General features: G+C 55.8%; 25 protein-coding genes. 15 read left to right on the top strand and 10 right to left on the bottom strand.

Annotated features, from left to right (window positions below; genetic code table 11):
• Positions 1-5 precede the first annotated feature (5 nt).
• The 3 genes from G536_RS0103875 to G536_RS30265 are packed head-to-tail and all read left to right on the top strand — an operon-like array spanning position 6 to position 3794.
• The gene (locus tag G536_RS0103875; RefSeq protein ID WP_084708475.1) at positions 6-1718 is read left to right on the top strand and encodes an ABC transporter substrate-binding protein; all 1713 of its coding nucleotides are present in this window, start codon (positions 6-8) and stop codon (positions 1716-1718) included.
• Between the two features lie 4 nt (positions 1719-1722).
• On the top strand, positions 1723-2790 hold the full coding sequence (locus G536_RS0103870) for an ABC transporter permease (RefSeq protein WP_022822265.1): 1068 nt from the start codon (positions 1723-1725) through the stop codon (positions 2788-2790).
• Positions 2790-3794 (top strand): ABC transporter permease, encoded by a 1005-nt coding sequence (locus G536_RS30265; protein WP_022822264.1) that lies wholly within the window; start codon positions 2790-2792, stop codon positions 3792-3794. Before G536_RS0103870 ends, G536_RS30265 begins: the two co-directional genes overlap by 1 nt.
• 638 nt (positions 3795-4432) lie before the next feature.
• Here the strand turns inward: G536_RS30265 and G536_RS0103860 are convergent.
• A complete protein-coding gene (locus G536_RS0103860; protein ID WP_022822263.1) occupies positions 4433-5338 on the bottom strand; it encodes an SDR family oxidoreductase in 906 nt (301 codons plus the stop codon).
• Between the two features lie 76 nt (positions 5339-5414).
• Positions 5415-6059, bottom strand: coding sequence for a peptidylprolyl isomerase (locus G536_RS0103855; RefSeq protein WP_022822262.1), 645 nt, complete (start codon positions 6057-6059; stop codon positions 5415-5417).
• A 193-nt stretch (positions 6060-6252) separates the two neighbouring features.
• Between G536_RS0103855 and G536_RS0103850 the strand changes: the two genes are divergently transcribed.
• Complete coding sequence (locus G536_RS0103850) at positions 6253-6882, top strand: DUF2238 domain-containing protein (protein WP_051166834.1); 630 nt, start codon at positions 6253-6255, stop codon at positions 6880-6882.
• A 74-nt stretch (positions 6883-6956) separates the two neighbouring features.
• On the opposite strand, the gene hemC is transcribed toward G536_RS0103850, so the two are convergent.
• The 5 genes from hemC to G536_RS0103825 all read right to left on the bottom strand — a co-directional run bounded on the left by hemC (position 6957) and on the right by G536_RS0103825 (position 11228).
• Positions 6957-7889 (bottom strand): hydroxymethylbilane synthase, encoded by a 933-nt coding sequence (gene hemC, locus G536_RS0103845; protein WP_022822261.1) that lies wholly within the window; start codon positions 7887-7889, stop codon positions 6957-6959.
• Positions 7890-8056: 167 nt separating this feature from the next.
• Positions 8057-9193, bottom strand: coding sequence for a DNA polymerase III subunit (locus tag G536_RS0103840; RefSeq protein WP_022822260.1), 1137 nt, complete (start codon positions 9191-9193; stop codon positions 8057-8059).
• A gap of 21 nt (positions 9194-9214) precedes the next feature.
• Complete coding sequence (locus tag G536_RS0103835; RefSeq protein ID WP_022822259.1) at positions 9215-9604, bottom strand: hypothetical protein; 390 nt, start codon at positions 9602-9604, stop codon at positions 9215-9217.
• A gap of 8 nt (positions 9605-9612) precedes the next feature.
• The gene (locus G536_RS0103830) at positions 9613-10821 is read right to left on the bottom strand and encodes a GlmU family protein (protein WP_022822258.1); all 1209 of its coding nucleotides are present in this window, start codon (positions 10819-10821) and stop codon (positions 9613-9615) included.
• A gap of 161 nt (positions 10822-10982) precedes the next feature.
• Entirely contained in the window at positions 10983-11228 is a 246-nt protein-coding gene (locus tag G536_RS0103825; RefSeq protein WP_022822257.1) for a type B 50S ribosomal protein L31, read from the bottom strand.
• A gap of 198 nt (positions 11229-11426) precedes the next feature.
• Between G536_RS0103825 and G536_RS0103820 the strand changes: the two genes are divergently transcribed.
• The 11 genes from G536_RS0103820 (at position 11427) to G536_RS0103765 (ending at position 22343) form a co-directional block, all read left to right on the top strand.
• Positions 11427-11822 carry a hypothetical protein gene (locus G536_RS0103820; RefSeq protein WP_022822256.1) on the top strand — a complete coding sequence of 132 codons (396 nt, stop codon included), beginning with the start codon at positions 11427-11429 and terminating at the stop codon, positions 11820-11822.
• A 114-nt stretch (positions 11823-11936) separates the two neighbouring features.
• Positions 11937-12521: an RdgB/HAM1 family non-canonical purine NTP pyrophosphatase gene (gene rdgB / locus G536_RS0103815; protein WP_022822255.1), complete on the top strand. Its 585-nt coding sequence runs from the start codon at positions 11937-11939 to the stop codon at positions 12519-12521.
• Positions 12522-12662: 141 nt separating this feature from the next.
• Positions 12663-13283, top strand: coding sequence for a uridine kinase family protein (locus G536_RS0103810; protein ID WP_022822254.1), 621 nt, complete (start codon positions 12663-12665; stop codon positions 13281-13283).
• A gap of 293 nt (positions 13284-13576) precedes the next feature.
• Positions 13577-13924 carry a hypothetical protein gene (locus tag G536_RS0103805; RefSeq protein ID WP_157530378.1) on the top strand — a complete coding sequence of 116 codons (348 nt, stop codon included), beginning with the start codon at positions 13577-13579 and terminating at the stop codon, positions 13922-13924.
• A gap of 147 nt (positions 13925-14071) precedes the next feature.
• Entirely contained in the window at positions 14072-17086 is a 3015-nt protein-coding gene (secDF, locus tag G536_RS26115; protein WP_022822252.1) for a protein translocase subunit SecDF, read from the top strand.
• Positions 17087-17266: 180 nt separating this feature from the next.
• Complete coding sequence (locus G536_RS0103795) at positions 17267-17866, top strand: RNA polymerase sigma factor (RefSeq protein WP_022822251.1); 600 nt, start codon at positions 17267-17269, stop codon at positions 17864-17866.
• Positions 17841-19256, top strand: coding sequence for a hypothetical protein (locus G536_RS32015; protein ID WP_157530376.1), 1416 nt, complete (start codon positions 17841-17843; stop codon positions 19254-19256). Before G536_RS0103795 ends, G536_RS32015 begins: the two co-directional genes overlap by 26 nt.
• Positions 19257-19422: 166 nt before the next feature.
• Positions 19423-20286 (top strand): hypothetical protein, encoded by an 864-nt coding sequence (locus tag G536_RS26110; RefSeq protein ID WP_084708473.1) that lies wholly within the window; start codon positions 19423-19425, stop codon positions 20284-20286.
• A gap of 106 nt (positions 20287-20392) precedes the next feature.
• On the top strand, positions 20393-20764 hold the full coding sequence (locus G536_RS26105) for a c-type cytochrome (protein WP_022822247.1): 372 nt from the start codon (positions 20393-20395) through the stop codon (positions 20762-20764).
• Positions 20765-20787: 23 nt separating this feature from the next.
• Positions 20788-21348, top strand: coding sequence for a YceI family protein (locus tag G536_RS0103770; RefSeq protein WP_022822246.1), 561 nt, complete (start codon positions 20788-20790; stop codon positions 21346-21348).
• A 95-nt stretch (positions 21349-21443) separates the two neighbouring features.
• Entirely contained in the window at positions 21444-22343 is a 900-nt protein-coding gene (locus tag G536_RS0103765) for a DUF5777 family beta-barrel protein (protein ID WP_051166833.1), read from the top strand.
• A 129-nt stretch (positions 22344-22472) separates the two neighbouring features.
• Here G536_RS0103765 and G536_RS0103760 read toward each other — a convergent pair whose 3' ends face one another.
• From G536_RS0103760 to G536_RS0103750, 3 genes are all read right to left on the bottom strand, one after another.
• Positions 22473-23099 carry a NifU family protein gene (locus G536_RS0103760; RefSeq protein WP_022822244.1) on the bottom strand — a complete coding sequence of 209 codons (627 nt, stop codon included), beginning with the start codon at positions 23097-23099 and terminating at the stop codon, positions 22473-22475.
• 166 nt (positions 23100-23265) lie between these two features.
• Positions 23266-24105 carry an FRG domain-containing protein gene (locus G536_RS26100; protein WP_022822243.1) on the bottom strand — a complete coding sequence of 280 codons (840 nt, stop codon included), beginning with the start codon at positions 24103-24105 and terminating at the stop codon, positions 23266-23268.
• Positions 24106-24317: 212 nt separating this feature from the next.
• Positions 24318-25169 (bottom strand): oxidoreductase, encoded by an 852-nt coding sequence (locus G536_RS0103750; protein WP_022822242.1) that lies wholly within the window; start codon positions 25167-25169, stop codon positions 24318-24320.
• Positions 25170-25330: the final 161 nt, after the last annotated feature.

Genomic DNA, 25330 nt, shown 5'->3' with positions numbered 1-25330 from the left:
AGCCAATGAAGTCTTTCCTGTCCGGATTAGCGGCCTTCCTTTTGTGTGGTGTCGGGCTCACAGCCTGCACCACACCATCCGCTGGCCCGCCGGCCGTTCGTATTCGCTGGGCTCAGGATCCTCAAACGCTGGAGCCACTGACAGCAACCTCCTCACAGGCGGTGGAAGTTATTAACCTTCGGCATTGTAGCTTACTGGCCGGCGACTATGAGCACGGGCGCTTTGCCCCCTGGCTGGCCGAATCGTTGCCGGTTATTAGTCGGCGCAACAGTTTCACCTTGCTTACCTATACGCTTCGGCGGGAAGCAACTTGGGACAATGGGCAGCCGGTACTGGCCCGGGATGTGGCTTTCACTCTCAAGGTGATGAACTGCCCGCGCTTACCTACCGAGTACTCCCGCACCCAGTATGGCGTAATTCTCGACATCGAGTTGGACGCTGCCAACCCACGCCGGTTTACACTGGTTTGCAAAGGCTCTTCCCAAAACGTCATCATAGCATCGGGCGACTATCTGATTCTGTCCGAACACAGCCTAGACCCGGAAGCGGCACTGCGCGCAGTGCCGCTTCCGCTGTTACGGGCAGATACTGCGGCGGCTCTTCGGCGCTACCCGTCGCTGCTGAATCTTGCCAACCGCTACCGCAGCATTCCGCCGGAAAAGCAGCCCGGTTGCGGCCCTTACCAGCTTACAGCTTGGGCGAAAAACCAGTATCTGCGGTTACAGCGCAAGCCGAACTGGTGGGGCAGCAAACTTAATAAGCCGCCGCGGTGGCTACAGGCCCAAGCTGAGGTTCTGGACTACCGCATCATTCCAGACAATGCCACGGCGCTACTGGCACTACGCCGAGGCGACATTGACTTGTATCCGGAGCCACCCGCTCAGGATTTCAACCGGCTTAGGCATTCGGCGGATAGCACCAAGCTGCTGTTCTCGGTAGCTAATTCGTACGACGTGACCATGGTAGGGTTCAATACGCAGCGCCCAGCCCTGAAAGACCCCTTAACTCGCCGGGCTCTGAGCATGCTTTTCGATATACCGGGCCTGATAAGCGCCACCCAACCTGGGTTGGCGTACCGCAGCGTGGGCCTGATTAATCCGCACGACAAGCCGGCGTACAATGACAGCCTGCCATTACTGGTATTTGCGCCGCAACGGGCCCTCGCACTTCTGAGCCAAGCCGGCTGGCAACAGCATCCCGACAAAACATGGTGGCGCAACAAGATTCAACTGGTCCTCAATATTATTTATAAGGCCGGCGCTGCTGATCATGAGGCCATTGCCACGCAGCTTCGGACTACTGCGCGGCAACTGGGCGTTCTGATTAAACTGCGGCCTCAAGAAAGTACGCTGCTACGGCGGCAAATGCAAAGTGGGAATATGGATATGTACGTGCATACCCTCAATGGTACTCCCTACGCCTACAACTTCTTTTCCATCATGCATTCCCGCGGCATTGGGATGATCAATTATCCCCGCTTCCAAAACGCGGAAAGTGACCATTTGATTGAAGCCATTACTGCCGAGCCGAACCCACTTCGGCAGGCTAGCTTATTACGACGCTTTCAGGTCCTGTTGCAGCAGGAATCACCGGTGGCAGTGCTGTATTTCGCACGCCACCGGCTGATTGCGTCACGTCGCCTTGGCACGGTTCAGGCCATCAGTGCGCGCCCCGGCTACGATGCCACCCAGCTACAACTTGCTTCTGCCCGGCAGTAGATATATGGTGCGTCAGGTACTGCGTCGCTTATTTCAGCTGTTACTTACCGCGTGGGGCATTATAACGCTGCTGTTTCTACTAACGCGGACGTTACCCGACGACCAGCAGTTGCTCTCCCGCTTTACCGACACTACCACCGGCACTACTGCCTCGGGCGAGCAGGTTCGGCAAGCCCAGCAGGCCCGGCTTCAGCGTTTAGGGCTAGCCGAACCCGTATTCTATGCTTCGCGGGCCACAGTTCCCATTGATGATGAGCAATTGCTAATCAGCCGCTGGCACTGGAATGGCACCCACAATCAATACCACCACTGGCTGCGCGACGTTGTGCACGGCAACCTGGGCCGCTCGTACCGCACTGGGGAGCCGGTGGCCGGGCTATTAGGCTCGGCACTGCTCATTACGCTCCCACTTTCCGGCTTGGCCGCGCTGTTTATTGTTGTCTTTTCCTTGCTGCTTGGCTTACTGCTGGCTTCCCGCCCGCATACTGGTTGGGTGGCAATGGGCCTGTATACGCTCGATTCTATGCCGCTTTTCGTGGTAGCCCTGCTGCTGCTGCTGCTGCTAGCCAACCCCGACTTTTTAACTCTCTTTCCAACTTATGGGCTCGGGCTGGACAATGAAGCTGCTACTTCGCTACCGCTCATTCTGACTGCGCCAGCTTATGCGGTACTGCCCGTGGCCAGCCTGGTGTTAACGGGCCTCGCTGAACCGACCTTGCAGCTAGCCGCCGCACTTCGCCACGAGCTACAATTCTTCTACATTCTGACAGCGCGGGCCAAAGGGCTTTCCAGCGGGCGGGTTTTACGGCGTCATGCGTTCCGCAACGCGCTGCTGCCTATTCTTACTCTCTACACCGAGTTGCTACCCAATTTATTAGCTGGCTCGGTGGTGGTTGAGCTAATTTTTGCGCTGCCGGGCCTGGGCCGGCTATTAGCCGACGCCGCTGCCGCCCGCGACTATCCGGTACTAGTGGGTGGCGTGGCGATGGTGGTGCTTACCCGCCAATTCTCGCTCCTACTAGCCGACTGGCTATACCAGCTGGCCGATCCACGAATCCGAACCACAGGCTGATGAGGCCGCCCCCCCAACAAACTACGAGCTTCGGGTGGCAGCAGTGGCTGGCGGTAACCTGGCTGGGTTTGCTGCTGCTTGCTGCCGTTGGGGCAGGGCTGCTCCCGGAGCAATACCTCGCCCCTGACCTGCTGCATACCTCTGCGCCTCCTCTCACGCCAAACCATGGGCTGGGCACCGATCCGCTGGGGCAAGATGTAGGAATGGTTCTGCTTTTTGGAGCCCGCGTTGCGTTGTGTGTTAGCCTACCAGCTGCGCTGCTAGCCGCTGCCCTTGGCACTTTGCTAGGCTTGCTGGCTGGGTACTGGGGCAACCAGCGCCTACAATTGCCCGCATGTTATTGGCTGAGTGGCTTTTTAGCCGCGGCTTGCTATGTGTTGGTTACAGTTCCTAGCCATGGCTTGGTGGTTTGGTGGTGGCCACTGGCCCTGGGGGCTGTGGCCATTTTAGTGGGCAGGTTCCTGTCGTGCATCACGGGGCTGCGCAAGCCCATTGCCTTTCCGGCCGACTGGCTGCTGCTGACGCTGATAACCTTGCTAGCCGCACTTCCCCGGTTGCTGCTGGTTCTTACGGTAGCAGCAGCCTCTGAACCCACCTTTTGGGGGTTGGTTGTGCTGCTCACACTTACTACCTGGCCCCAATCGGCGCGGCTGGTGCGGGCAGAGGTACAGCGGGTGCGGCAACTGCCGTATCTGGAAGCGGCAACTGCGGCCGGCTTGCCGCCCTGGCGTATCGTGCGGCATCATCTTCTGCCCAACGTCTGGGGGCCCATTGCTACCACTATTCCCCTCAGCATGGCCGCCCTCATTGCCCTCGAAACCACTCTTTCTTTTTTGGGTGTAGGGCTTCCGCCCGAAATTCCCAGTTGGGGGCGGCTGCTGGCTTTCAGCAGGGTGGCGCCGGACGCTTGGTGGCTGTTGGCACTTCCAGGATTGTGCCTGCTGGCTACCACTTTATCGTTGCGCCAACTGCTGCCGGTCAATAAACAGCGAAGCACCATCTAATTTTTATGTCACAAATCAAGCTTACTTATTGAGCTTATACACTCACATAGCTTCTACACGACACCGCAAAACTATTCTTACTCCCTTCAAAAGAGCACCAATATTTATTTTATACTAAAGCAAAGCAATAGTTATACCCTAAAACACTAGTCACAAATAGTGAGTTTTTTTCCTTTACTCGCCTAGCGTATTGCCCTAGTTTTGTAATGTGCTAAAAGGAAAAGCACTAAAAAGACATACTCTCTCGCTGTTTGGCTCGGCTAATAATGGCGTCACTACTTCTCAAGCGTCGGCAGGGACACGCATTGCGTTACTTGCTTCTGGAAATGGCAACTCGGCAACGAGTTACAACAACTGGGTCTGGCTTTCAGACGATTGATGGAGAGATAGTACCGTTTTTAGCTGGCGAACACGCACTCCGCTCTGGAGCGGCAGTGTTGATTGGAGGCCTTTTCGTCGGAACTGTCTTATTGGAATCCTGATAAAGGTGTTAATTATTACGGCCTTCCCTACTAAGGGAGTAGGAAGGTTAGTGAACAATGTTGCAATAGGTGTGTGAAAACCCCGCTGGTTCTGCCTGCGGGGTTTTTGCGTTATAAGCAGTTACTATTCTGTTTCTCGCAACATATGCCTACCAGCTACGAAGGCTCCGTCTGGCGGGCCAGGATGGCAATACCGCTCTGGAAATCGTGGGGTTGGTAGCCCAGTTCCCGCTGCGCTTTCTCGATGATGAAGCCCGTACGCGGCGGCCGCTTGGCCGGCTGCGAGAATGTGCTGCCATCAACCCGAGTGATGAGCGACTTATCCAATTGGAAGTAGTCGGCTACCTGAAGGGCCATCTGGTAGGGCGTGAGCACCTCGCTGCTGCTGATATGGTAGATGCCAGTGGCGCTTTTTTGCGCTACCAGCCAGCAACCCTGGGCCAAGTCTTCGGCCAGAGTTGGAGTTCGGTACTGGTCGTCGACGACGTTGATGGCCTTGCCGGCGCGCAATGAGTCACGCACCCACAGCACAATGTTGGTGCGACCGTAGTCGTGAGCGGTACCATATACCAGCACGGTGCGCACAATGGCCCACGGGCCGGTGCTAGCTTGCACCAGTTGCTCAGCAGCCAGCTTGCTGTTGCCATAGAAATTGATGGGCGCCGGTACGGCATCTTCCGCCAGCGGCCCTTCTTCGCCACTAAAAACGAAATCGGTGCTAACGTGGGTGAGATGCACGCTATGCTGGGCGCAGGCCGCTACCAAGTGTTGTACGGCCGTCACGTTGCTAGCCCAGCACGCGTCCTGGTTTAGCTGGCACTCGTCCACGTTGGTCATGGCCGCTGTGTGAATGAGGTGGGTGGGCCGCTCCCGCGCCAGCACGGCCTCTACTTCCTCTTGGTTGGCTACGTCGAGCGACACGAAACGCAAGCCAGGATGAATGGCAGCCAGTTTGTTGGTCCCGCGCGAAGTAGCTACTACATCTACCTCAAGCTGCCGGTACAGCAAGTCAACCAGCTTCTGCCCCAGCAATCCGTTGGAACCCGTTATCAAAATGCGCATAGGCTGGTAGTTGAGGGCGGTTTGTTTACTGACGATACGTTAAATAAGGCGATTAGCGAAATATCAACCTGTTACCTCAATACTGGTAGCCGTACAGCTCGGCGATTTTTTTCTTTTTCAGCTTTTCCACTTTCACCGTCATTTTAATATCAGTGAGGGGCCGGTCACGCTCATTTTTGGGCTGGGCGGCAATTTTATCCAGCACATCGAGGCCACTGATTACCTGCCCGTACACCGTGTACTGCCCATCAAGGTGCGAGACGCCGCGGTGGTTTTGCACGAGGTAGAACTGGGAACTGCTGCTGGCCCGCTCCGGATTCACAAAGTCGCCTTGACGGGCCGCAGCTAACGCGCCGAACTTGTGCTTGAACTCGGGCCGGATTTCAGCGGGAATCGTGGGGGCGTTGGGCTGGCCGGCACCGTCGTTGGTAGGGTCGTCATCTTTGGAGTTGGCATCGCCGCCCTGAATCATAAAATCGGGGATGATGCGGTGAAAGGTAGTGCCGTTGTAGAAACCGCTTTCGGCCAGCTTCAGGAAATTGGCTTTGTGCTTGGGCGTGGCATCAAACAGCACCAGCTTGATATCCCCGAGGGAGGTGCTGATGGTCACCAGCTGATCCTTCTTACTGAACTTCGGTTTCCTGGCAGCTTGCAGCGCTGAAGTGGTGAAAAGCAGCAGGATGGCGCACAGCAGCGCCGAAAAACGGAAATTTAGGTTCATAACGCGGCAGCACGAAAAGTTTATGCGGCGAAATTAAGCGGTTTCGCGCGGCAACACCACGCCTGCGGACATCTTCGTGCCTGCTGCCTGCGTTGGCCTTCTTGTTTTCGCTGAAAGTATACCCGAGAACCTCCGCCAAAATATTGTAAATGCCGTATGGGCTGGCAGTACTACCGTTCACCTTCTGCTTTCTATGACTGCCACCCCTACCCTTTCGGCTACGCCGCCACCCCATTGGTTTCCGAAGCTGCTGCTCGTTATCTACCTAGTTGAATTCGTTGCGCTGGGGCTGCACCCGGCGGAACGCGGCACGTGGTGGGCCGAAAACGTGCCGATCTTCTTGCTTGTGCTGGCGCTAGTGGTCCTGTATCTACGGGGCGTGCGGTTCTCAAACCTGGCGTATTTGCTGATGAGTGTACTCATCTTCATGCACACCGTGGGCGGGCACTACACCTTCGAGAAGGTACCGTTCGATTGGTTCAACAACCTGTTTGGCTTCAAGCGCAACATGTACGACCGGGTGGCGCATTTCTCGGTGGGCTTCTACGCCTACGCCATCATCGAGCTGACTGACCGGTACGGCACCATCCGCAACCGCGCCATCAGCTACCTGTTTCCCCTGTGTGTTATTGGCACTGTGGCCATGACCTATGAGCTGATTGAGTGGGTATATGCCGAAGTAGCCGGCGGCGACGCCGGGGCCGCTTTCCTCGGCAGCCAAGGCGACATCTGGGATGCCCAGAAAGACATGCTAGCCGATACCAGCGGCGCCATTTTCGCGCTATTGCTATACGCAATATTCGGCGGCCGGCGCACCCGCTAGATTTCATTGCAAACAACAAGGCCCCTGCTGAAATCACTCAGCAGGGGCCTTTTGATACTACATAACTTCCGAAGTTAGGCGCGCGCCTGCCGGATGCTGGCCAGAATTTCCTGGCCGCCGCGGGATAGAATCTGCTCCGCTACCCGTACCCCTAGTGCATCGGCTTCGGTGGTGGCGGCCGACTGAATTTCTTCGAGTAGCTGCTCCCCGTCGAGGCTGATGAGGCCGCCATGCAGCTGCACAGTACCGGCCGACGTGAGTGTAGCCAGCGCAAACGACGGGATACTGCACCCGCCTTCCATGGTGCGCAAAAACGCCCGCTCGGCAGCCAGGCAAATATGCGTGGGGCCGTGGTCGAGAATGCGCTGCAACTCCTGTTTCAGTTCGGGCTCCAAGCTGCGCGCGCACTCAATGGCCACACTACCCTGGCCGGTGGCGGGTACAAACTGCGTTTCAGGCAGCATATGCCGGATGAGGGCGTCGTACTCCATGCGGTGCACACCAGCGTAGGCTAGTACCAGCGCATCATACTGGCCTTCTTCCAGCTTGCGCAGGCGGGTTTGCAGGTTGCCACGAGCTTCGGCGGTGGTAGCATTGGGCAGAAACCGTTTCAACATGGCCTTGCGGCGGGTGCTGCTGGTGCCCAACACCAGGCCAGGCCGGTGCAGGTCGAGGTCGGCTTGGAAGCTGACTACTACATCATTCACCTGCTCGCGCTCCATAAAAGCCAACAGTTCCAGGTCAGACGGTATGGAGCTTTGTACGTCTTTAGCGCTATGTACCGCAATATCCACGTGGCCAGTCCGTAGCCCCACTTCCAGTTCCTCGGTAAACACGCCTTTCGAGCCGATTTTATCGAGGGAGCGGTCCAGCACAACGTCGCCGGTGGTGGTGATGATGACAATTTCGGTGCTCAGGCCAGCCAGTTCCAGGCAAGCCGCTACGTGGTGGGCTTGCCACAGCGCTAATCTGCTGCCGCGGGTACCGATGCGGATAATCTTTTTCAAGCAATTCAGATTTAAAATGTCAGCTTGCCACGGCCGCAGCAGCTAATAAGCCAGGGCTAAATAAGCCGGTGCAAAGGTACTGCCTCCGGCGCCTATGTTGCCGACTATAGCTCGTTTAACGCCTACTATAGCAAGTTAGCAAACTGTATTTTCAGCATTTTTAGCCATTAGGCAGCGTTTTTCAACAATTCTGCCACTCGCAACGACACGTCAACGAACACCATGCGAGGGTTGGCATTGCGCTCAATGTGGTAGTGCGCCTCGTTCAACTCGCGGGTAAGTGGGTCGGCGTTGCGGGGCGTGACGAAACGGCTGAAGCCTCCAATGAACTGCTGCTCCGCTGCGGGCAAATGGGGCACTAGCTGCGGGTCGAGGCCGTAGAGCAACACCTTGCGCAGTAGTCCCAGCGCAAACTGCATAAACTCTTTCTGATTTTCGCGGCCTAGCTTCTGAAATTCGTCGCTCGTCGTGAGCATGTCGCCCACGTTGTTGCTGTAGCACAGGCGCATCCACTTCACAAACAAAGCGAAATAGTCGTGGTCGGTGCTGGCGTGCTGGGCAGCCAGCGCGGTGCCAGGGTTGCCCTCGGCCAGCTGAGCCAGCTGGCGCGCTTTCACTTCCGGAATTTGGTGTGCGGTGTGCAACCACTCAGTTAGCTCAGTTTCCTGAAGCGGCCGAACTACCACGGGCTGCACCCGGCTGATGATGGTGGGCAGCAACTGCTCGGGCGCATAGCTCACCAGCAAAAACACAGTAGCGGGCGGTGGCTCCTCCAGCAGCTTCAGCACGGCGTTGGCGGCGGCCGGGTGCATCAGCTCGGGTAGCCAGATGACTACTAACTTGAATTGCGCTTCAAATGCTTTCAGCGAAACCAGCTTCAGCAGCTGCAAACTTTCGTCTTTAGAAATGCTGCCCTGCTTGTTTTCGGCGCCGATGTGCTGCATCCAGTCGTTGAGTCCCTGGTAGGGGTTGTCGAGCACGAAGCTGCGCCACTCGGCCATGAACTTACTACTGGTGGCGTCCTTGGCCACAGTTTTGGTAGTCGTGACCGGCACAATGAAGTTGAGGTCGGGGTGTACCAGCTTGTCGATTTTCTGGCAGCTGGGGCAATGCCCGCAAGAATCTTCATCCGTAGCGGCGCGCTGCTCGCAGTTCAGAAACGCGGCATACGCCAGCGCCAAAGCTAGCGCCGCCGACCCCTCCGCCCCCCGAAACAATTGTGCGTGCGCCACATGGTTGCGCTGCACACTCTGTACAAGTAGCTGCTTTACCTGCTGCTGACCGGGAATAGCTGAAAAACGCATTGCTTGTTTCTTCTCGTAAGATTAACGCTGGCTAAGGTCGCGGGTGGTGAGGCGGAAATGCTTGCGCCGAAGCTTACGCCGGATGTCAGCTGGGATGTTCCATCCTTCCTGGTAGCTTTTGACGATGGCCGCCTCTCGTTCGGGACTGAAGCGCACTAGTTGCAAGGCACCTACCACCATTGGTACGCCACCGTCTACAACCGCCGCCGTTGTATTCTCCTTCTTCGACCGGATGGACCGCCAGCCCACGCTTTCGTCGTAGGCTGCTTCCGCGCCAGTGGCCACCCATGTTGCGCCACTGCCGCGCTTCTGTGCAAACAGCTTGTGTACGGCACGCACCGTGTCGCGCCCCTGACTGAAGCCCGGCCCGGCCCATACAACTAGACAACAAAACAACGTCACCTTTTTCATGCAAGTGGCTACTGACTGGCCTTTTCCCACACCCGCTCCTTGGCCGTTGCCTCAAACACGTGCTGCATGATGGCTTGTTCGGTAGCGTCGTAAGGCAAATGGCGCCGGGCCATTACGCGCTCTGCTACTTCGGCCATTTTCGGCAGCTTGAACGTTTCAAACCCAGCGGCTCCACCCCAACTAAAGCTTGGAATAAATGTGCGTGGAAATCCAGCCCCGAAAATATTGGCCGCTACGCCTACCACCGTGCCCGTATTGAACATGGTATTGATACCACACTTGCTATGGTCGCCCATCATAAGGCCGCAGAACTGCTGTCCGGTGTTCACGAAGCGGCCCGCCGCGTGGCTCCAGATTTTGACGGGCGCGTAGTTATTTTTCAAGTTGGAGGTGTTGGTATCGGCCCCCAGGTTGCACCATTCGCCAATCACCGAGTTGCCCACGTAGCCGTCGTGGCCCTTGTTGCTGTGCCCGAAGAAAATGCTGTTACCAACCTCACCGCCTACTTTGCAGTGCGGCCCTACGGTATTGTCGCCGCGCATTTTGGCGCCGGGATTAATGATTGAGCCTTCGCCCAGCGCCAGCGCCCCCTTGATAATGGCTCCTTCGCTGACGTGCGAGTTCTTCCCTAAATAGATAGGGCCGTTTTCGGCATTCAGGATGGCTGCCCGAATCTTTACGCCGGGTTCGATGAAAATATTCTCCGGCGCATATACTATAGTATGCGGGTCGCCAACGGGGGCTGACTGCCGGCCTTTGGTCAGGAGCGTGAAGTCGCGGCGGATTTCGGCGCCATTATGCAGAAACAGGTGCCACACCTCCCGGATTACGGTGACAGGCTCCTGTACTTCCTGGGTTTTGCGGAAGCCATCCTGAATCAACTCGGCCACCAGGGAAGCGTCGGCGAGGTGCGCGGCTACCAGCATTTCCTCGCAGTAAAGCGCTTCGCCGGGCTGTAGTGCCTGCACCTGCCGGGCCAGCAGGTCATCGGCGCACACGGCCCCGTTGATTATCAGTGCAGGCCCCTGCGTAGGGCCCGCCGGAAACTTAGCCTGCAAATGCAGTTGCGTGAGGTAGCCCACGGGCTGCCGCAAACGGTGCTGCCATTTTTCAGCCAACGTCAGAATACCGCAGCGCAGGGCTGCTACCGGCCTAGTGAACGTGAACGGCAACAGGTGCGGCCAGATAGCCGGGTCATCGAAAAGCAGAACGTGCATCGGATAAAGATTTCTAGTAGCGGGCAGTAACTGAATAACTACCCAGCGCGGATAAGCAGCTAGTTACGGGTACAAATAAAAAACTCCTGCCAGACAAAGCCGGCAGGAGTTTTTAGTGGTTGCGTTCTGGCCTCTTGAAATCAAGCGGTTAGAGCCGGCAACTATTTTTTCTGGTAGCGGTTGCGGAATTTCTCCACGCGGCCAGCCGTGTCAAGCAACACGTTTTTGCCGGTGTAGAAAGGGTGCGACTCGCTGCTCACCTCCACCTTGATGACGGGGTAGCTCTTGCCGTCTTCCATCGTGACGGTTTCGTTGGAGTTCATCGTCGAGCGAGTGATGAATTTAAATCCGCTCGAGGTGTCCTGAAACACGACTTCGCGATACTCGGGGTGAATGTTCTTTTTCATGGTCGAATGCCGTTTGTACCTAATTGCCTGCCGATTTTGCGGAAGGGACTGCAAAAGTACACGTTACGTTCAACTTTCAAAAGCGCCGGCCGGCTTTTCTGCATTTCCCTAGCTGTTCGGCATGCCCTATTAGAAAATGTTTATTTTTGGGCCCCGCCCTCAGCCCTATTGCCTATCGACTACCATACCCCTTCCGCCATGCTTCGCAAAGTTGGTTTTCCGTTACTAGTGCTACTATTACTAAGCGTTTCTTTGGTTTTTGGAGCCACTGTCACGCTGTTTCAAGCCAGCTACGACGATGCCAATGCGCAGATAATATGGGAGGTAGGGAGCGAAGCCGGTGTTGAGAACTACGAGCTGTACCGCAAAGCCAACAATGAACCGGCTTTCACTAAACTCACTACCATTTCCCCTTCCGGCCAAGACCACTACCAGTACCTCGACAGCGAGGTACACCGGGAAATAGGCGGCCCCTTTACGTACCGCCTGACGGTGCGCACCACCGCCACCGACCATAGTTACCTCAGCACTCTCGACCAGGCTCCGAGCGCCGTACAACGCTCCTGGGGCAGTATCAAGTCGATGTTTCGGTAATGTGTTCCGGGGTAGCAGAGGCGGATTGTGGTTTTGTTTTTCTGCTTCCCTGGCAACCGGCTCGTCCGGCGTTAGTATATCCGGGCAGCCTCTCATCTATTCAACTTGCTCCTTATGCGCCTCTGTTTTGCTTCCAACAACGCCCACAAGCTCGATGAGATTCGGCCACTGCTGCCAGCTGGCACCGAGTTACTCAGCCTGGCCGACATCGGTTGCCACGAGGAACTACCCGAAACCCAGGACACGCTAGCTGGCAACGCCCGGCAGAAAGCCCAGTACGTGTGGGACCATTATGGGGTAGCCTGTTTTGCCGATGACACCGGCCTAGAAGTAACCGCCCTGAACGGTGAGCCAGGCGTGTACTCGGCACGCTATGCGGGCCCTCAGCGCTCAGCCACCGACAACGTAGCCAAGCTGCTTCGGGAGCTACAGCCCCACCCTAACCGGTCGGCGCAGTTCCGGACGGTAGTAGCGCTAATAGAGCCCACTGGCGAGGTTCAGGAGTTTGCAGGCGTAGTAGACGGAATCATAACAGATACCGCCAGCGGTGTAGGTGGCTTCGGTTACGACCCAGTATTTCAACCAGTGGAAGGCGACGGCCGCACCTTTGCGGAGATGACTACCGAAGAGAAAAACAAAACTAGCCACCGCGCACGGGCAGTAGCAGGACTAGTAGCTTTTCTAAACAAATCAGCCTAACGATACACCGAAAGGCTAAGTTTATAATCTACCTAGTGCTTGTTGCGCAGGAGTAGCATCTGAAGGTTAGCTCAGTATTTCGCTGTTAAGTCATTACTTTTGCAGGGTTGGCCCCACCGGTACGGGTCATTTATTCGCCTCATGCAACATCCTTATATCGTCGGTATTACCGGCGGCAGCGCCTCAGGCAAAACCACTTTTCTGCGCCGGCTGCTGGCCTCGTTTCCCGCGGAAGAAATATGTCTGATTTCACAGGACAATTACTATCATCCGCGTGAAATTCAGCAAGTTGATGCCCAAGGCGTCACCAACTTCGACCTGCCTTCCAGCATCGACTCCACGTCATATGCAACAGACGTACTACGGCTTAGCCAAGGCTTGGAGGTACGCCGGCCGGAGTATACGTTCAATAACCCCAACGTGGCACCCAAAGAGCTGATATTTCAGCCCGCTCCGATTGTGGTAGTGGAAGGTATCTTCGTTTTCTACTTCGAGGAAGTAGCCAAGCTACTCGATCTGAAGGTGTATATCGACGCCGAAGAGCACGTGAAGCTTCAGCGCCGTATTGTGCGCGACCGTGACGAGCGGGGCTATGGCCTAGAGGATGTGCTCTACCGCTACACCAACCACGTAGCTCCAACCTACGAGAAATATATCCGCCCCTTCAAGCAGGATGCCGACATCGTTATTCCCAACAACCGGCACTTCGACCGGGGCTTGGAAGTATTGGTGTCGTTCCTGAAGTCGAAAATCATCAAATAGCGGGCACTACACAAAGCAAAGCCGGTGAGTTGGAAAGCGCTACGTTTCCCGCTCACCGGCTTTTTTGCTAAATAAGCTCAGCTTTTAAAACTGCTCAGCAGCTATAAACAACCGCAGTTGCACCTGAGAATCAAGAATGGTCCGTGTGCTGATCATCCTAAGCTGTTTTATGCCAACAAGGCAGTTCTAAAGCAGAATTACTAGCCTCCTGGAGAATAGACTTTCCTTGACTGTTGCATTTGGCTATATTTGTAGCCTTTAGCTTTCCAATGTTACTGCTCATCACCAAATTTTTGCCTCGTTTGCGTTTTGCGCTGCTCACAGCCACCGTGCTGTTTGTGCTGTCGCTCAACCACCAAGCGGTTGCCACCTTCCGGGTGCCAGCTGGCAAAACCACGCGCATTGGTCAGCCGGCCAAGGTGACCGTGGTGAAGCAGAAAGTGACGCTGGAGGCCATTGGCGCATTGGATTTGCATACGGCCCCAGATGCCTATGCATGGCTGCCCTGGCCAGCTACATACAGCTGGCTACCTACTCTGCGCCGTGTGCTAGCCGCACCGCGCCCCCTTGCTGGTATTCGTCCGGCCGTGGTATTTCATGCCCGGCTGTTGGTAGCGGCGCTTTCGCCGCAGGCTCCCTAGCGCTACTCCACTTGAGTAGCCAGCCGTGGTTGATTCCGTGGTGGCTCCCGTCTGACTTGCCCTTGCAGTTGGTTTCCCGGCTTTTCAGCCGAGTGTTGTAGTGGCAAGACCATCTTACATTCCCAGCCTCACATACAAACTTTTTCAATGCGTAATAAAGGACTCATCATTGGGTTGACGATTATCGTATCGGCCCTGTGTATTTACTTTCTGACCTTCACGTTCATTTCGCGGCGGGTGCAGAACGATGCCGTGGTGTATGCCACCAAAAACGGCAAAGTGGACCAGCAACAGCGCCAGCACTACCTCGATTCGGTGTGGCGTGCTCCGGTAGCCAGCCTGCTCGGCGTTGATTACACCTACCGCGACGTACGTTCGTCGGAGTTGGGCCTTGGCCTCGACCTTAAAGGCGGCATGCACGTAACGCTGGAAGTATCGCCGGTGGAAATTGTGCGCGCCATGAGCGGCAACTCCAAAGACCCAAAATTCAACCGCGCCATCGAGCAGGCCCAGGCCGCTCAGAAAGCCAACCCTTCAACACCCTTCACGGCCCTATTTGCACAGGCCTACCGCACGGTAGCTCCCGGCGAAAACCTGGCCCGCATCTTCGCCAACACCACCAACAAGAGCCGCGGCATCGACATCAACTCCACCAACGACAAGGTGATTGGTGCCATCGACAAGGAAGTGGAAGAAGCCATTGACCGGTCGTTCAACATCCTGCGGACCCGTATCGACAAGTTTGGTACCAGCCAGCCGAGCATTCAGCGCGTGAAAGGCACCGGCCGCATTCAAGTAGAGCTGCCCGGCGTAGACAACCCTGACCGGGTGCGCAAGCTGCTGCAAGGCCAGGCTAAGCTGGAGTTCTGGGAAGTATGGCGCCAAGACGAGTTCGGCCCTTACCTCCAGCAACTTGATCAGGCCCTAATTGCCAAAGAGAAAACCACCGCTGCTCCGGCCACGGCTGCTGCCGGCACCACTGCCGCTACCACCGATTCTACCGCCGCTGCTGGCGACTCTACTTCATTGGCTAGTCAACTGGCCAACAAGAAAGCTGCTACCACTGCCAAAGCTGACTCCGCGAAGCCACAGCAAAACTCGGTGCTGGCTCGCCTGTTCACGATGCCGATTCCTGGCCAGTTGGGCGTAAACCTGCGCGACACTGCCCGAATGAACGCCATTCTGCGCTCCGACGAAGCCCGTGCTATTCTGCCGCCTAACCTGACCATGCTTTGGAGTGTGAAGCCCGAAATCATTGAAGGCCAGGAGTATTTGAAACTGAATGCCATCCGCAAAGCCCGTGGTGCCGAAGCCCCACTGGGTGGTGAGGTAGTGGCGGATGCCCGCCAGGACTACGACCAAGGTGGCCGCCCCGAAGTGAGCATGGCCATGAACCCATCGGGTGCTAAGAAGTGGCAGAAAATGACCGGTGCCAATATCGGCCGTCAGGTAGGTATCGTGCTCGACGACTATGTGTACTCTGACCCAGTAGTGCAGTCGGAAATTGCCGGCGGCAACACCAGCATTTCCGGTAACTTCTCGATTGAAGAAGCGCAAGACCTTTCCAACGTTCTGAAAGCCGGTAAACTGCCTGCTCCTACCCGCATTGTGGAAGAAGCAGTAGTAGGTCCGTCGCTTGGCCAGGAAGCCATCAACCAGGGTTTGTACTCGTCGTTGGCTGGTCTGGTTATCATCATGGCCTTTATGGCGCTCTACTACGGCCGTGCCGGCCTAGTGGCCGATGCTGCTTTGCTGTTCAACAGCTTCCTGATTCTGGGTGTGCTGGCTCAGTTTTCGTTTGCCCTTACGCTGCCCGGTATTGCCGGTCTGATTCTGGTATTCGCTTCGTCGGTGGATGCTAACGTGTTGATTTTCGAGCGGATTCGGGAGGAACTAGACCACGGCTTGACCTTGCATGACGCCATTGCCAAAGGCTACTCGCGCGCTTTCTCGGCCATCTTCGACTCCAACGTTATGACGTTGATTATCGCCGTGATTCTGTTCATCTTCGGAACGGGCCCGGTGCAGAACTTCGCCGTAACGCTGCTGATCGGTATTTTCACTTCGTTCCTGTCGGCTGTGTACATCTCGCGCATGATCATCGAGTGGCTGGTGAAAGGCAAGACCGTCAGCAAGATGACCTTCTCTACTTTCCTGTCGCGCAAGCTGTTTCAAAACCCGAACTTCGACATCGTGGGCAAGCGCAAAATTGCTTATGCCTTCTCTACCGTCTTCATTGTTATTGGCTTTGTGCTGATGGCCGTGCAGGGTGGCCCGAACTTGGGCGTTGACTTCCGCGGTGGCCGGGCTTACGTCGTTGACTTCGCCAAGCCTGAAGTTGCTTCGGAAGTACGGGAAGCCGTAACCGAGGCGTTCCAGGGCGCGGGTACCGAAGTGAAAACGTTCGGTCAGCCAACCCGTCTGCGCATCACCACCGGCTACCTGGCCGACGATGAAAGCGTAGCCGCCGACAAGAAAGTGGAAGCCACGTTGATGGCTGGCCTCAAAAAATATGGCGCCGATAACCCACAAATCAAGAGCACCTCGAAAGTAGGCGCTACCATTGCCGACGACATCAAGCGTACTTCGGTGCTGAGCTTGGGTTTGACCTTGCTGGGTATCTTCATCTACGTATTGTTCCGCTTCGAGAAGTGGCAGTACTCGATGGCAGCCGTAGTGGCGCTGTTCCACGATGCGCTGCTGGTTATTGCCTGCTACCCCATTGCTCGTCTGTTTGGCTTGAACTACGAAATGGACCAGATTTTCGTGGCGGCCGTGCTGACCATCATCGGTTTCTCGATGAACGACACCGTGGTTATTTATGACCGTATTCGGGAATATCTGCGGGAGAACCCCAAGCTGACGTTCGCGCAGGTGGTAAATCCTGCTCTGAACAGCACGTTCTCGCGCACCATGATTACGTTCACTACGCTGTTCCTGGTGGTACTGGTATTGTTCATCTTCGGAGGCGAAACATTGCGTTCCTTCTCGTTCGCCATGTTGGTAGGTATCATCTTCGGTACGTATTCGTCGCTGTTCATTGCTACGCCTATCATCCTCGACACCTACGGCCGCAAAGAGGCCCGGGAGCGGGGTACCGATATGTCCACCAAAATCACCGACGACACCGACGCACCTAAGCTGTCGACGGCTTCGGTATAAAGCTGGACTGCTAGTTTACAGGGAAGAGCCCGGCCACTTGGCCGGGCTCTTTTTTTGTGTGTAGCTAAAGCTCATCCATACGCTTTCAGCTCCACTTCTTTATTCATATATTTTATCAATGGCAGGCAACCTTTTTCTACCGGCCTGCGAGTGGCCTACTGAATCTTCTCCCCTGCTGCTGTGGCTAGCCCCGAACTAGATTCTGCGCTTCTTACCAACATCCTGGCTGGCTGTAAAAAGCTGGAGCAGGCTTCGCAACGACGGCTATATATGCTGTACTACAGCTATGCTTTAAGCATATGCCTGCGCTACCTCCACGACCGGGATGCGGCCCTAGAAGCCGTAAACGACGGTTTCATGAAGGTATTTCAGGATGTGGCGCGCTTCGATACGGGCTTGCATGCTGACTTAGCGGGTTCGTTGCGGGGCTGGATTCGGAAGGTAATGGTACACACGGCCATCGACCGATTCCGGGCTGATTCCCGGCACGCCTTCCAGGCCGACCTGGATTCAGTGGCCGGCTCCCACCCCGACAGCGGCCATTCGCCCATTGATGCGTTGTCGTTCGAGGAGTTGCTACACTTGATTGCCAAGCTCACGCCGGCCTACCGGGCCGTATTCAATATGTACGTCATCGACGGGTACACCCACGAGGAAATTGCTACCCAACTGGGCATTTCGGTGGGCGCGTCCAAGTCGAATCTGTTCAAGGCAAGGGAGCACCTGAAAACCTTGCTTAAAAAAAATAAACATCATGCTTACGCCAGATATGTCGGATGAAGAGCTGGACGAGTTAGTCCGGCGCAGCGCCGAGGCGTACCCCGAGGAACTTCCTCTGGGCAATTGGCTGCGCATGGAAAACAGGCTGCAAGAAGCGGCCACCGAACGCCTGATACGGCGGCGGTTGTGGCGGTTTTTTGGGCTGGAAGTAGTGGTTGTGGCGTTGCTGCTTCTTGTGTGGCAGGGGTACCGGTTTGTTAGCCCAACTGCTGGGCGTAAGCAACAGGCCGCTACCCAACCAGCTGCTGCTACGCATTTGCAATCCGTCGCTCCCTCGGCTACCCAACAGCCTGGTCAACCCAAGAGCACTTCGCCACTCAGCTCCACTCCTCGTGTTACGAGTATTAGTTCTGGTGCTGACTCTGGTACTATGCCTCAGGCAGAAGACACATGGGTAAGGACTATCAAGCCAACGGTTGTGGCTTCCTCACGGCCCGCAAAATCGAAAACCGGACAAGTGTTTTCATGCTACCTACTGGCTGCCAACCCGATTTCCAAACGCCGTAGGCTTACCTCTGTTACGGAACAACCACAGCCTGTCCTGTTTGGTGATGAACCTAAAAAGCAGACTGCGGCACTACTCCCATCCTTTGCTCCTGAAAGCGCACTAACAGCTACCTCTTCCCAAAAGCAAGCGGCTGAACTAGTACAACTATCGTTTCAACAACGAGACTTAGCTCAGCATTTTACATTGCCGCTGGTGTTACCTCTTTCCGCTCAGGATACGCTAGCGGGTGTTGTATGTCGGCCAACAACACCTGCTGATTCAACTACCCAGCCAGAGAAGCAAATGGCTCCATTCTACCGAGTGGTGGTCGGCGTAGCAGCGGCTCCGTCTTGGAGTGCGGTGCGCACGCTCAATACGGCCCAGCTTGGAGGCAACTTAGGGCTGACTTTAGAATACCGGCTGACCACTCGGCTACGCTTGCGGACTGGCTTGGTGCGAAGTGTGAAGCGCTACGAAGCTGCCAGTTCCGACTATACCCCCCTACCCGCGTGGAACTGGCGACCTGGCAACTACGAGGTGTACGCCAACTGCCGCATCACTGAAATTCCACTGGACCTACGCTACGATGTGGTAAGCAAACCCACTTATTCGGTGTTTGCGGGTGCAGGCCTAACCTCCCTGCTCATGCGCCATGAGCAGTACGCCTACGACTATCAGGTGAATGGGCAAAACCGAACAGCGGCGGCTAAAGTCGTGAATGGCTCTAACTATGCTTTTGGCCTTTTCACGATATCCACGGGGGTGGAACGCACGCTTGGTAGCCGTTGGTCGATGCAGGCGGAGCCTTTTTTAGAGCTTCCACTAGGTAGTGTGGGAGCCGGCAAAGTACGGTTGAGCAGTGCAGGCGCTTCTTTCTCTCTTAAATACGGCTTGTTGCGGTAAGCTTACTCCGCCGTTGGCCATTGCTTATGCTTTTTCGGCTCTAGTATCAGAGTCATTTTCCAGGTCGGCCACGAAAGCTGCCTCCTTGCTGGGCCCGGCAAGTGTGCTGCGCGGCTACTGAGCCGGCCTGCTCCTTATTCCTTCACTTTTCACTAAGACAGCCACCATGCTTAGACAACTTTCCTATGCCCTTTGCAGCCGTGTGCTGCGGTGGTGCGCCCCCGTACTTTTCGTCACGACTCTGGCCTTGAGCACCAGCAGTTGCAACGATTCCAGCGACGATACGAAACCCCAGCCTACGGTACAACTCGGTAGCAATGCCACGCTGGGCTCTTACCTGGTTGACAAGTCAGGCAACACAATCTATTATTTCACCCGCGACCTGGCCGGCACTAACAATTGCACCGGCGGCTGTGCTGCCGTTTGGCCCATTTTCTACGAGCCGAATTTGGTGCTGGGTGAAGGCTTGAAGCAGGAAGACTTTGCCACCATTACTACTGCCGATGGGCAGCCGCAGACCACTTACAGAGGCTGGCCCATGTACTACTACGCCCCTGCCAATACAGCCGGCCAGAACGTACGCGAAAAGGCCGGCGACATGCTCGGCGAGAATGTGGGCGGCGTGTGGTACGTAATGAAACCCGACTACAATTTGCTGCTGGCACGCACTACAGTAGTCAACAAAACAACCAACCAAAGCACTCAGAAGAGCTTTTTGATTGATAGCCAAGGCCGGACCCTCTACACCTTTGGGCGCGACCAAACCAACCCTACCACCCAGCCCACTAACTGCACTGGTAACTGCATTGCCACTTGGCCAGTGTACCTAGAGCCTGGCCGCGTTATGCCTTCCAACCTCCGCAGCAGTGACTTTGGGGTCATCATACGGACCGATGGGGCCAACGGCGCTACCCGCCAGCAAACCACTTATAAGGGTATGCCGCTGTACTACTACACGCCTGATGGAGGCCAGCGCAACAAAGCAGAAGGTGACGGCATCGGCAATATCTGGTCGGTAGCCACTCCCTAAAGCACACAGGCAGGTAGCAAGAGCGCAGAAGCTTAACCTATTCAAGGCTTGCTGTGTGGTCGGCGGCCCCCATTTTTTCTGTCAGATTACTCTCAACCGACTACTTATGAAGATCAAACTGCTGCCATTTCTTGGTTTCGGATTTCTGCTCATGGCCTGCGCCTCCGAAAACGGCGAAGACCAAACCAACACTACGCCCACGCCAACCTGCAATACGGCCAACGTCACGTATGCCCTCACGGTGGCGCCGCTGCTCCAGAAAAGCTGCACCTCCTGCCACAACAGCAACTTTGCTAGCGGCGGCGTGAATCTGAGCACCTACGCTACCGTCCGGACGGTGGCTCTTAATGGCCGCCTAGTAGGCTCCATTAATCACGAGGCCGGTTTCCGAGCCATGCCCCAAGGTGGCAGCAAGCTACCCGACTGCGACATCAGCCAGGTGCGCAAGTGGGTGACCGATGGCGCGCTTAATAACTGACCACAAGGCTACACTCCCGCTCTATGAAAACCCGAGTTTTCTCCGTGGCGCTGCTGTTGGGCTGGCTGATTGGCCTGCCAACGTGGGCGCAAAGCAAGTATCTGACCCGAAGTGGCAGCATCACCTTCTTTTCGGCCACACCGATTGAAGACATTCAGGCAGTAAACCAGCAGGTAGGCGCCGCCGTAGACCTGCAGTCGGGGCAAGTGGCATTTACGGTGCCCATGAAGGCGTTTAAGTTTCCGAAGTCGTTGATGCAGGAGCACTTCAACGAGAATTACGTGGAGTCGGAGAAGTACCCGAAAGCAACGTTCAGCGGGAAGCTAACTAACTGGACTGCTGCCAGCCTAGCATCCTCCGGCTCCCAAGCCGTGCAAGTGGAAGGCGACCTAACCATTCATGGCGTAACCAAGCGGATGAAAGTACCGGGCACGCTGGAAAAGCAAGGCAACCGGCTGGTAGTCAAATCCAAGTTTGCCGTGGCTCCTGCCGACTACAACATCGAGATTCCACTGCTGGTGCGCAATCAAATTGCTAAGTCGGTGGATGTTACCGTGAGTTTGGCCTGCGACCCAACTTTCTGATGCCTCTAACCCATTGTGCCTGGTGCTTCGTACTTAGCAAAACGGCCACTACGCACTAGGCACGATGCACCAACAACTCTATAACTGTCTTTTGTATGCCTTCACTTTTATCTTTTCGGCGGGTAGTTGGGCCCCTGACTGTGGCCTTTGCCTTAGCTGCTTCACACGCACAAGCCCAGGATCTGCTGAACCAGTTGGAAACCCAAACCACCGATAGTTTGCGCCGCGAGTACGTAACGGCCACGTTCAAAGGCACGCGCGTTATCAACGGGCACTCCATCGAAACGCCGGGCAAGGGCAGTATGCTGTTTCTGATTTCACACCGCTTCGGCACGCTCAACAGTGGCGCCTACGAGTTCTTTGGCCTCGATCAAGCCACCATTCGGCTGGGGTTGGAATATGGCCTCACCGACCGGCTAGCGGTAGGTATCGGGCGTAGCTCCTTGGAGAAAACCTACGACGGATTTGTGAAATACAAGGCAGTGCGCCAGAGCAGCGGCCCGCGTCCTATGCCCGTTTCCATAACGCTGCTGGCTACCACGTCCGTAAGTACCCTCAAGTTTCAGCCCCAACCGGAGCGCTCTACCACCTCGCGCTTCACTTACTCTTATCAGGTGCTGCTCGCCCGCAAGTTCAGCTCCAATCTGTCGGTGCAGCTCATGCCCACGCTCATCCACCGCAACTATGTGGATTTGCGGCGCGACGAAAATAACGTATACGCCATTGGGGCGGCAGGCCGGCAAAAGCTCACCAAGCGCCTAGCCCTTACGGCTGAATACTACTACGTGCTGCCCGGAAGTACCGCCGACGACTACCGCAACTCCTTGGCCCTGGGCTTCGACATTGAAACCGGGGGCCACGTGTTTCAACTGCACTTCACCAACTCGCAGGGTATGATTGAGAAGTTTTTTGTGCCGCAAACCACCGGCAACTTCTTTGATGGCGACATCTATTTCGGTTTCAATATTTCCCGCGCCTTCCAGCTACGCCATTAGGAGTAGCTGGATTTTCTGTAAGCCGCGCCCAGGTTGCAGACAGGGCTCAACAAACCGGATTACAGAAATAAGAAAAGCCCGCCGGATACACCGGCGGGCTTTTCGATTATAAATCGGGCTTCAGAAAGCTTAGATGGTTACGCCTTCAGCTACCACTTCTGTCACTTCAGGCACCATGCGCTTGAGCAGATTTTCGATGCCTGACTTCAGCGTAACAGTGGCCGAAGGGCAGCCCGAGCATGAACCTTGCAGATTCACAGTCACGATGCCGTCCTGGTAGCTTTTGAAGGTGATATTGCCCCCATCTTGCTCTACAGCGGGGCGCACGTAGTTGTCGAGCAGGTCAATGATTTTCTGGCTGGTTTGCTGGTCGGCTTCCGACGAATCGCCAGTAGCAGCGGCCTGCTGAGCGGCTTTTTGCTCGGCGGCAGGATCGACCAAGAAGATAGGACCAGCAGCCTCAATATATGACTTCAGGAAAGTACGCAGCTCCGGAATGAGGTGCGCCCACTGCAAATCAGAGGTTTTGGTAATGGTTACGAAGTTCTGCGCAATGAACACGCGGCCTACGTAATCGAAGTTGAAAAGCTCTTGAGCCAGCGGCGAATTGGCAGCGGCTTCTACGTTCGGATAGTCTACGCTTACCCCATCAGCTAGCAGCTGGGAGTTGAGCACAAACTTCATGGATTCGGGGTTGGGGCTGGCTTCGGCGTAGATTGATACCGGCGCAGCGGGGGCAGTGAGTTGTTCAGCCATGTTTGAAAGACTTGGAGACAAGCGGGAGAAAGTCAGCCGGTTTCGGTTCCGGTCTGACATATAAAACCGCGCAGGGCGGGATTAGTTGCAAAGATAAGCAAGAGGAAGTGTTTGCCGGCATTCAACACCCGGCGGCTTGTTCCACAAAAACACATCGACCGCCACGCTAACCAGAAATTTGGTCGTCCTCTAAGTCGGAGGCAGTTTGGCCTGGCGTGGGGGTGTAGTGACGGTGCAGCCAGCGGCTGAGCCCCCCTAGTCCCGGAAACAGTACCCGCTCCGTAATATTGGCCTGATCGAGCTTATCCCGGATTTCCCACTTCAGATGTGCCGGGATAATGATACGAAAATACAGTTCTGGGTGCTGTTCCAGCCACTCATGCAACGTAGCGTTGGCCGTGTTCATTAGCGAAAACAACGCGTACTGATGCACAATGCGGGCATCAAGGGAAGGTGGCTCCAGAAACAACAGAAATTGCTCGTCACGCAGTAGCTCCAGTTCTCGTAAGGTGGTGCAAAGCGGCTCCAATAGTTCCGGCGTGAATACATTGGATCCTTCGGTGCGCAAGGCTTCTCGCAAACTAGGTGGCAACGACTCAGCCGCCAGCACATAGTTAATAGCCCAGATGACGCCATCTTCGCCGTAAGCTTCCAGGTCGTCGGTGGCGAAATGCAGGGCTACATAAGGTGAGTAAGTCCAGTCGAGTAGGCGGGTAGGCAGGCCGTGGTGCTGCGCCAGCGCCAGCCAGTTCCAAACCGAAGCACCCGGCTGGCTAAAGTCGCGGCCGTACTTGCGAAAATTGCGCAGCAAATGATTTTCCAATTGGCCATACTCGCCGCCCAGGCGCTGCAAGCTGGTAGTCATCAACCAGTTGGAAGAGCGCAGCCCCCGGTACACAAACGGTGAACGGAAACGCCCGATGCGTCCGTCCCAGGTGTCGCGAAAAAGCGCCTGCTGCAAGTCGGCCCAGGAGGTTACGTGGAGGTCGTTAGCGGAAAGCGACACAATAGAGTAGCTGAATAAGTGAGTAACTGCGTAGCAAGATACGGAGGTTGCCGGGCGGCAGGCGGTGCAACTCCGTTATGTTTTGGGTGGAAGCCCGAATGCCGCTCCACATTCTTACCATTGGTTGGTACCACAAACAAATACGGGCCATTCCCTAAGAGGAAACAGCCCGTATTTAAGCACTTGCACTAGCGAAAAGCGCGGTTGCTGCGCTATTTGCCTTCTTCCGGAAAGTCGGCCGAATCACCTAATTCAGCTACGCCTTCCAATTCTTGCACTAAGGCCGTAAACTTGTCGCGGGCACCTTTCACGGCCGCTTTACCGAGTGGCAAATGCAGCGGCGGATTCTCTTCCCGCACCACGTCGAACATGATTTTGGCGGCGCGCTGCGGGTCGCCGGGCTGCTTGCCGCTATAGCTCTGAATGCCTTTTAGGTTTTCGCCCACGGTGGCGCGGTAATCCTCGATTTTAGTATCCACATACGACGCCGAACCGCCGGCCCACTCGGTACGAAAGCCACTGGGCTCGATGTTGGTCACCTTGATGCCGAGAGGCTTCACTTGCTGCGCTAGGCTCTCGCCAATGGCTTCCAGCGCAAACTTGCTGGCATTGTACACGCCCACACCGGGGAAAGTTTTCAGGCCGCCAATGCTGGTGATGTTGAGCACGTGGCCGCTTTTCCGCTCCCGCAGATGCGGCAGCACAGCCCGCAACACGTGCAGCGGCCCAAATACATTCACGTTGAACTGACGATGCACTTCTTCCGCGTCAATTTCCTCGATGCTGCCCAAGGAGCCGTAACCGGCATTGTTTACTACCACATCTACGTGGCCCAGCGCCTCAATAGCATCGGCAATAGCCTGTTTTACCTGCTGCTCGTCGGTCACCTCACAGATGAGGCCGCGGCCGTTGGCACCGGCTTTCTTGGTGAATTCATCGGCTTGCTCCTGCTTACGGAAAGTAGCCGCCACTTTATCGCCTTGGCTGAGGCAGTATTCAGCCAGTTCTTTGCCGAATCCGGTGCTGGCACCGGTTATAAACCAGTTTTTGTTGTTAGTTGCCATGAATATTGAATCTGAGAGGAAGATGCTATGCTACCTAGCACAGCGGTTCTTTCAACTCGAAAACGGCAACAGAGGTTTTCGGTAAGGCTGACGGCTGTTGGCAGTATACTTTCTAGTAAAACAATCTATTGATAATCTGCATCCCAACTTTTCATAGTAAC

Origin of the sequence: Hymenobacter norwichensis DSM 15439 (genome assembly GCF_000420705.1) — a bacterium.
GTDB classification, from domain to species: domain Bacteria; phylum Bacteroidota; class Bacteroidia; order Cytophagales; family Hymenobacteraceae; genus Hymenobacter; species Hymenobacter norwichensis.
The sequence above is the reverse complement of the archived record's forward strand: the minus strand, read 5'-3'. Positions and strand labels throughout refer to the sequence as shown.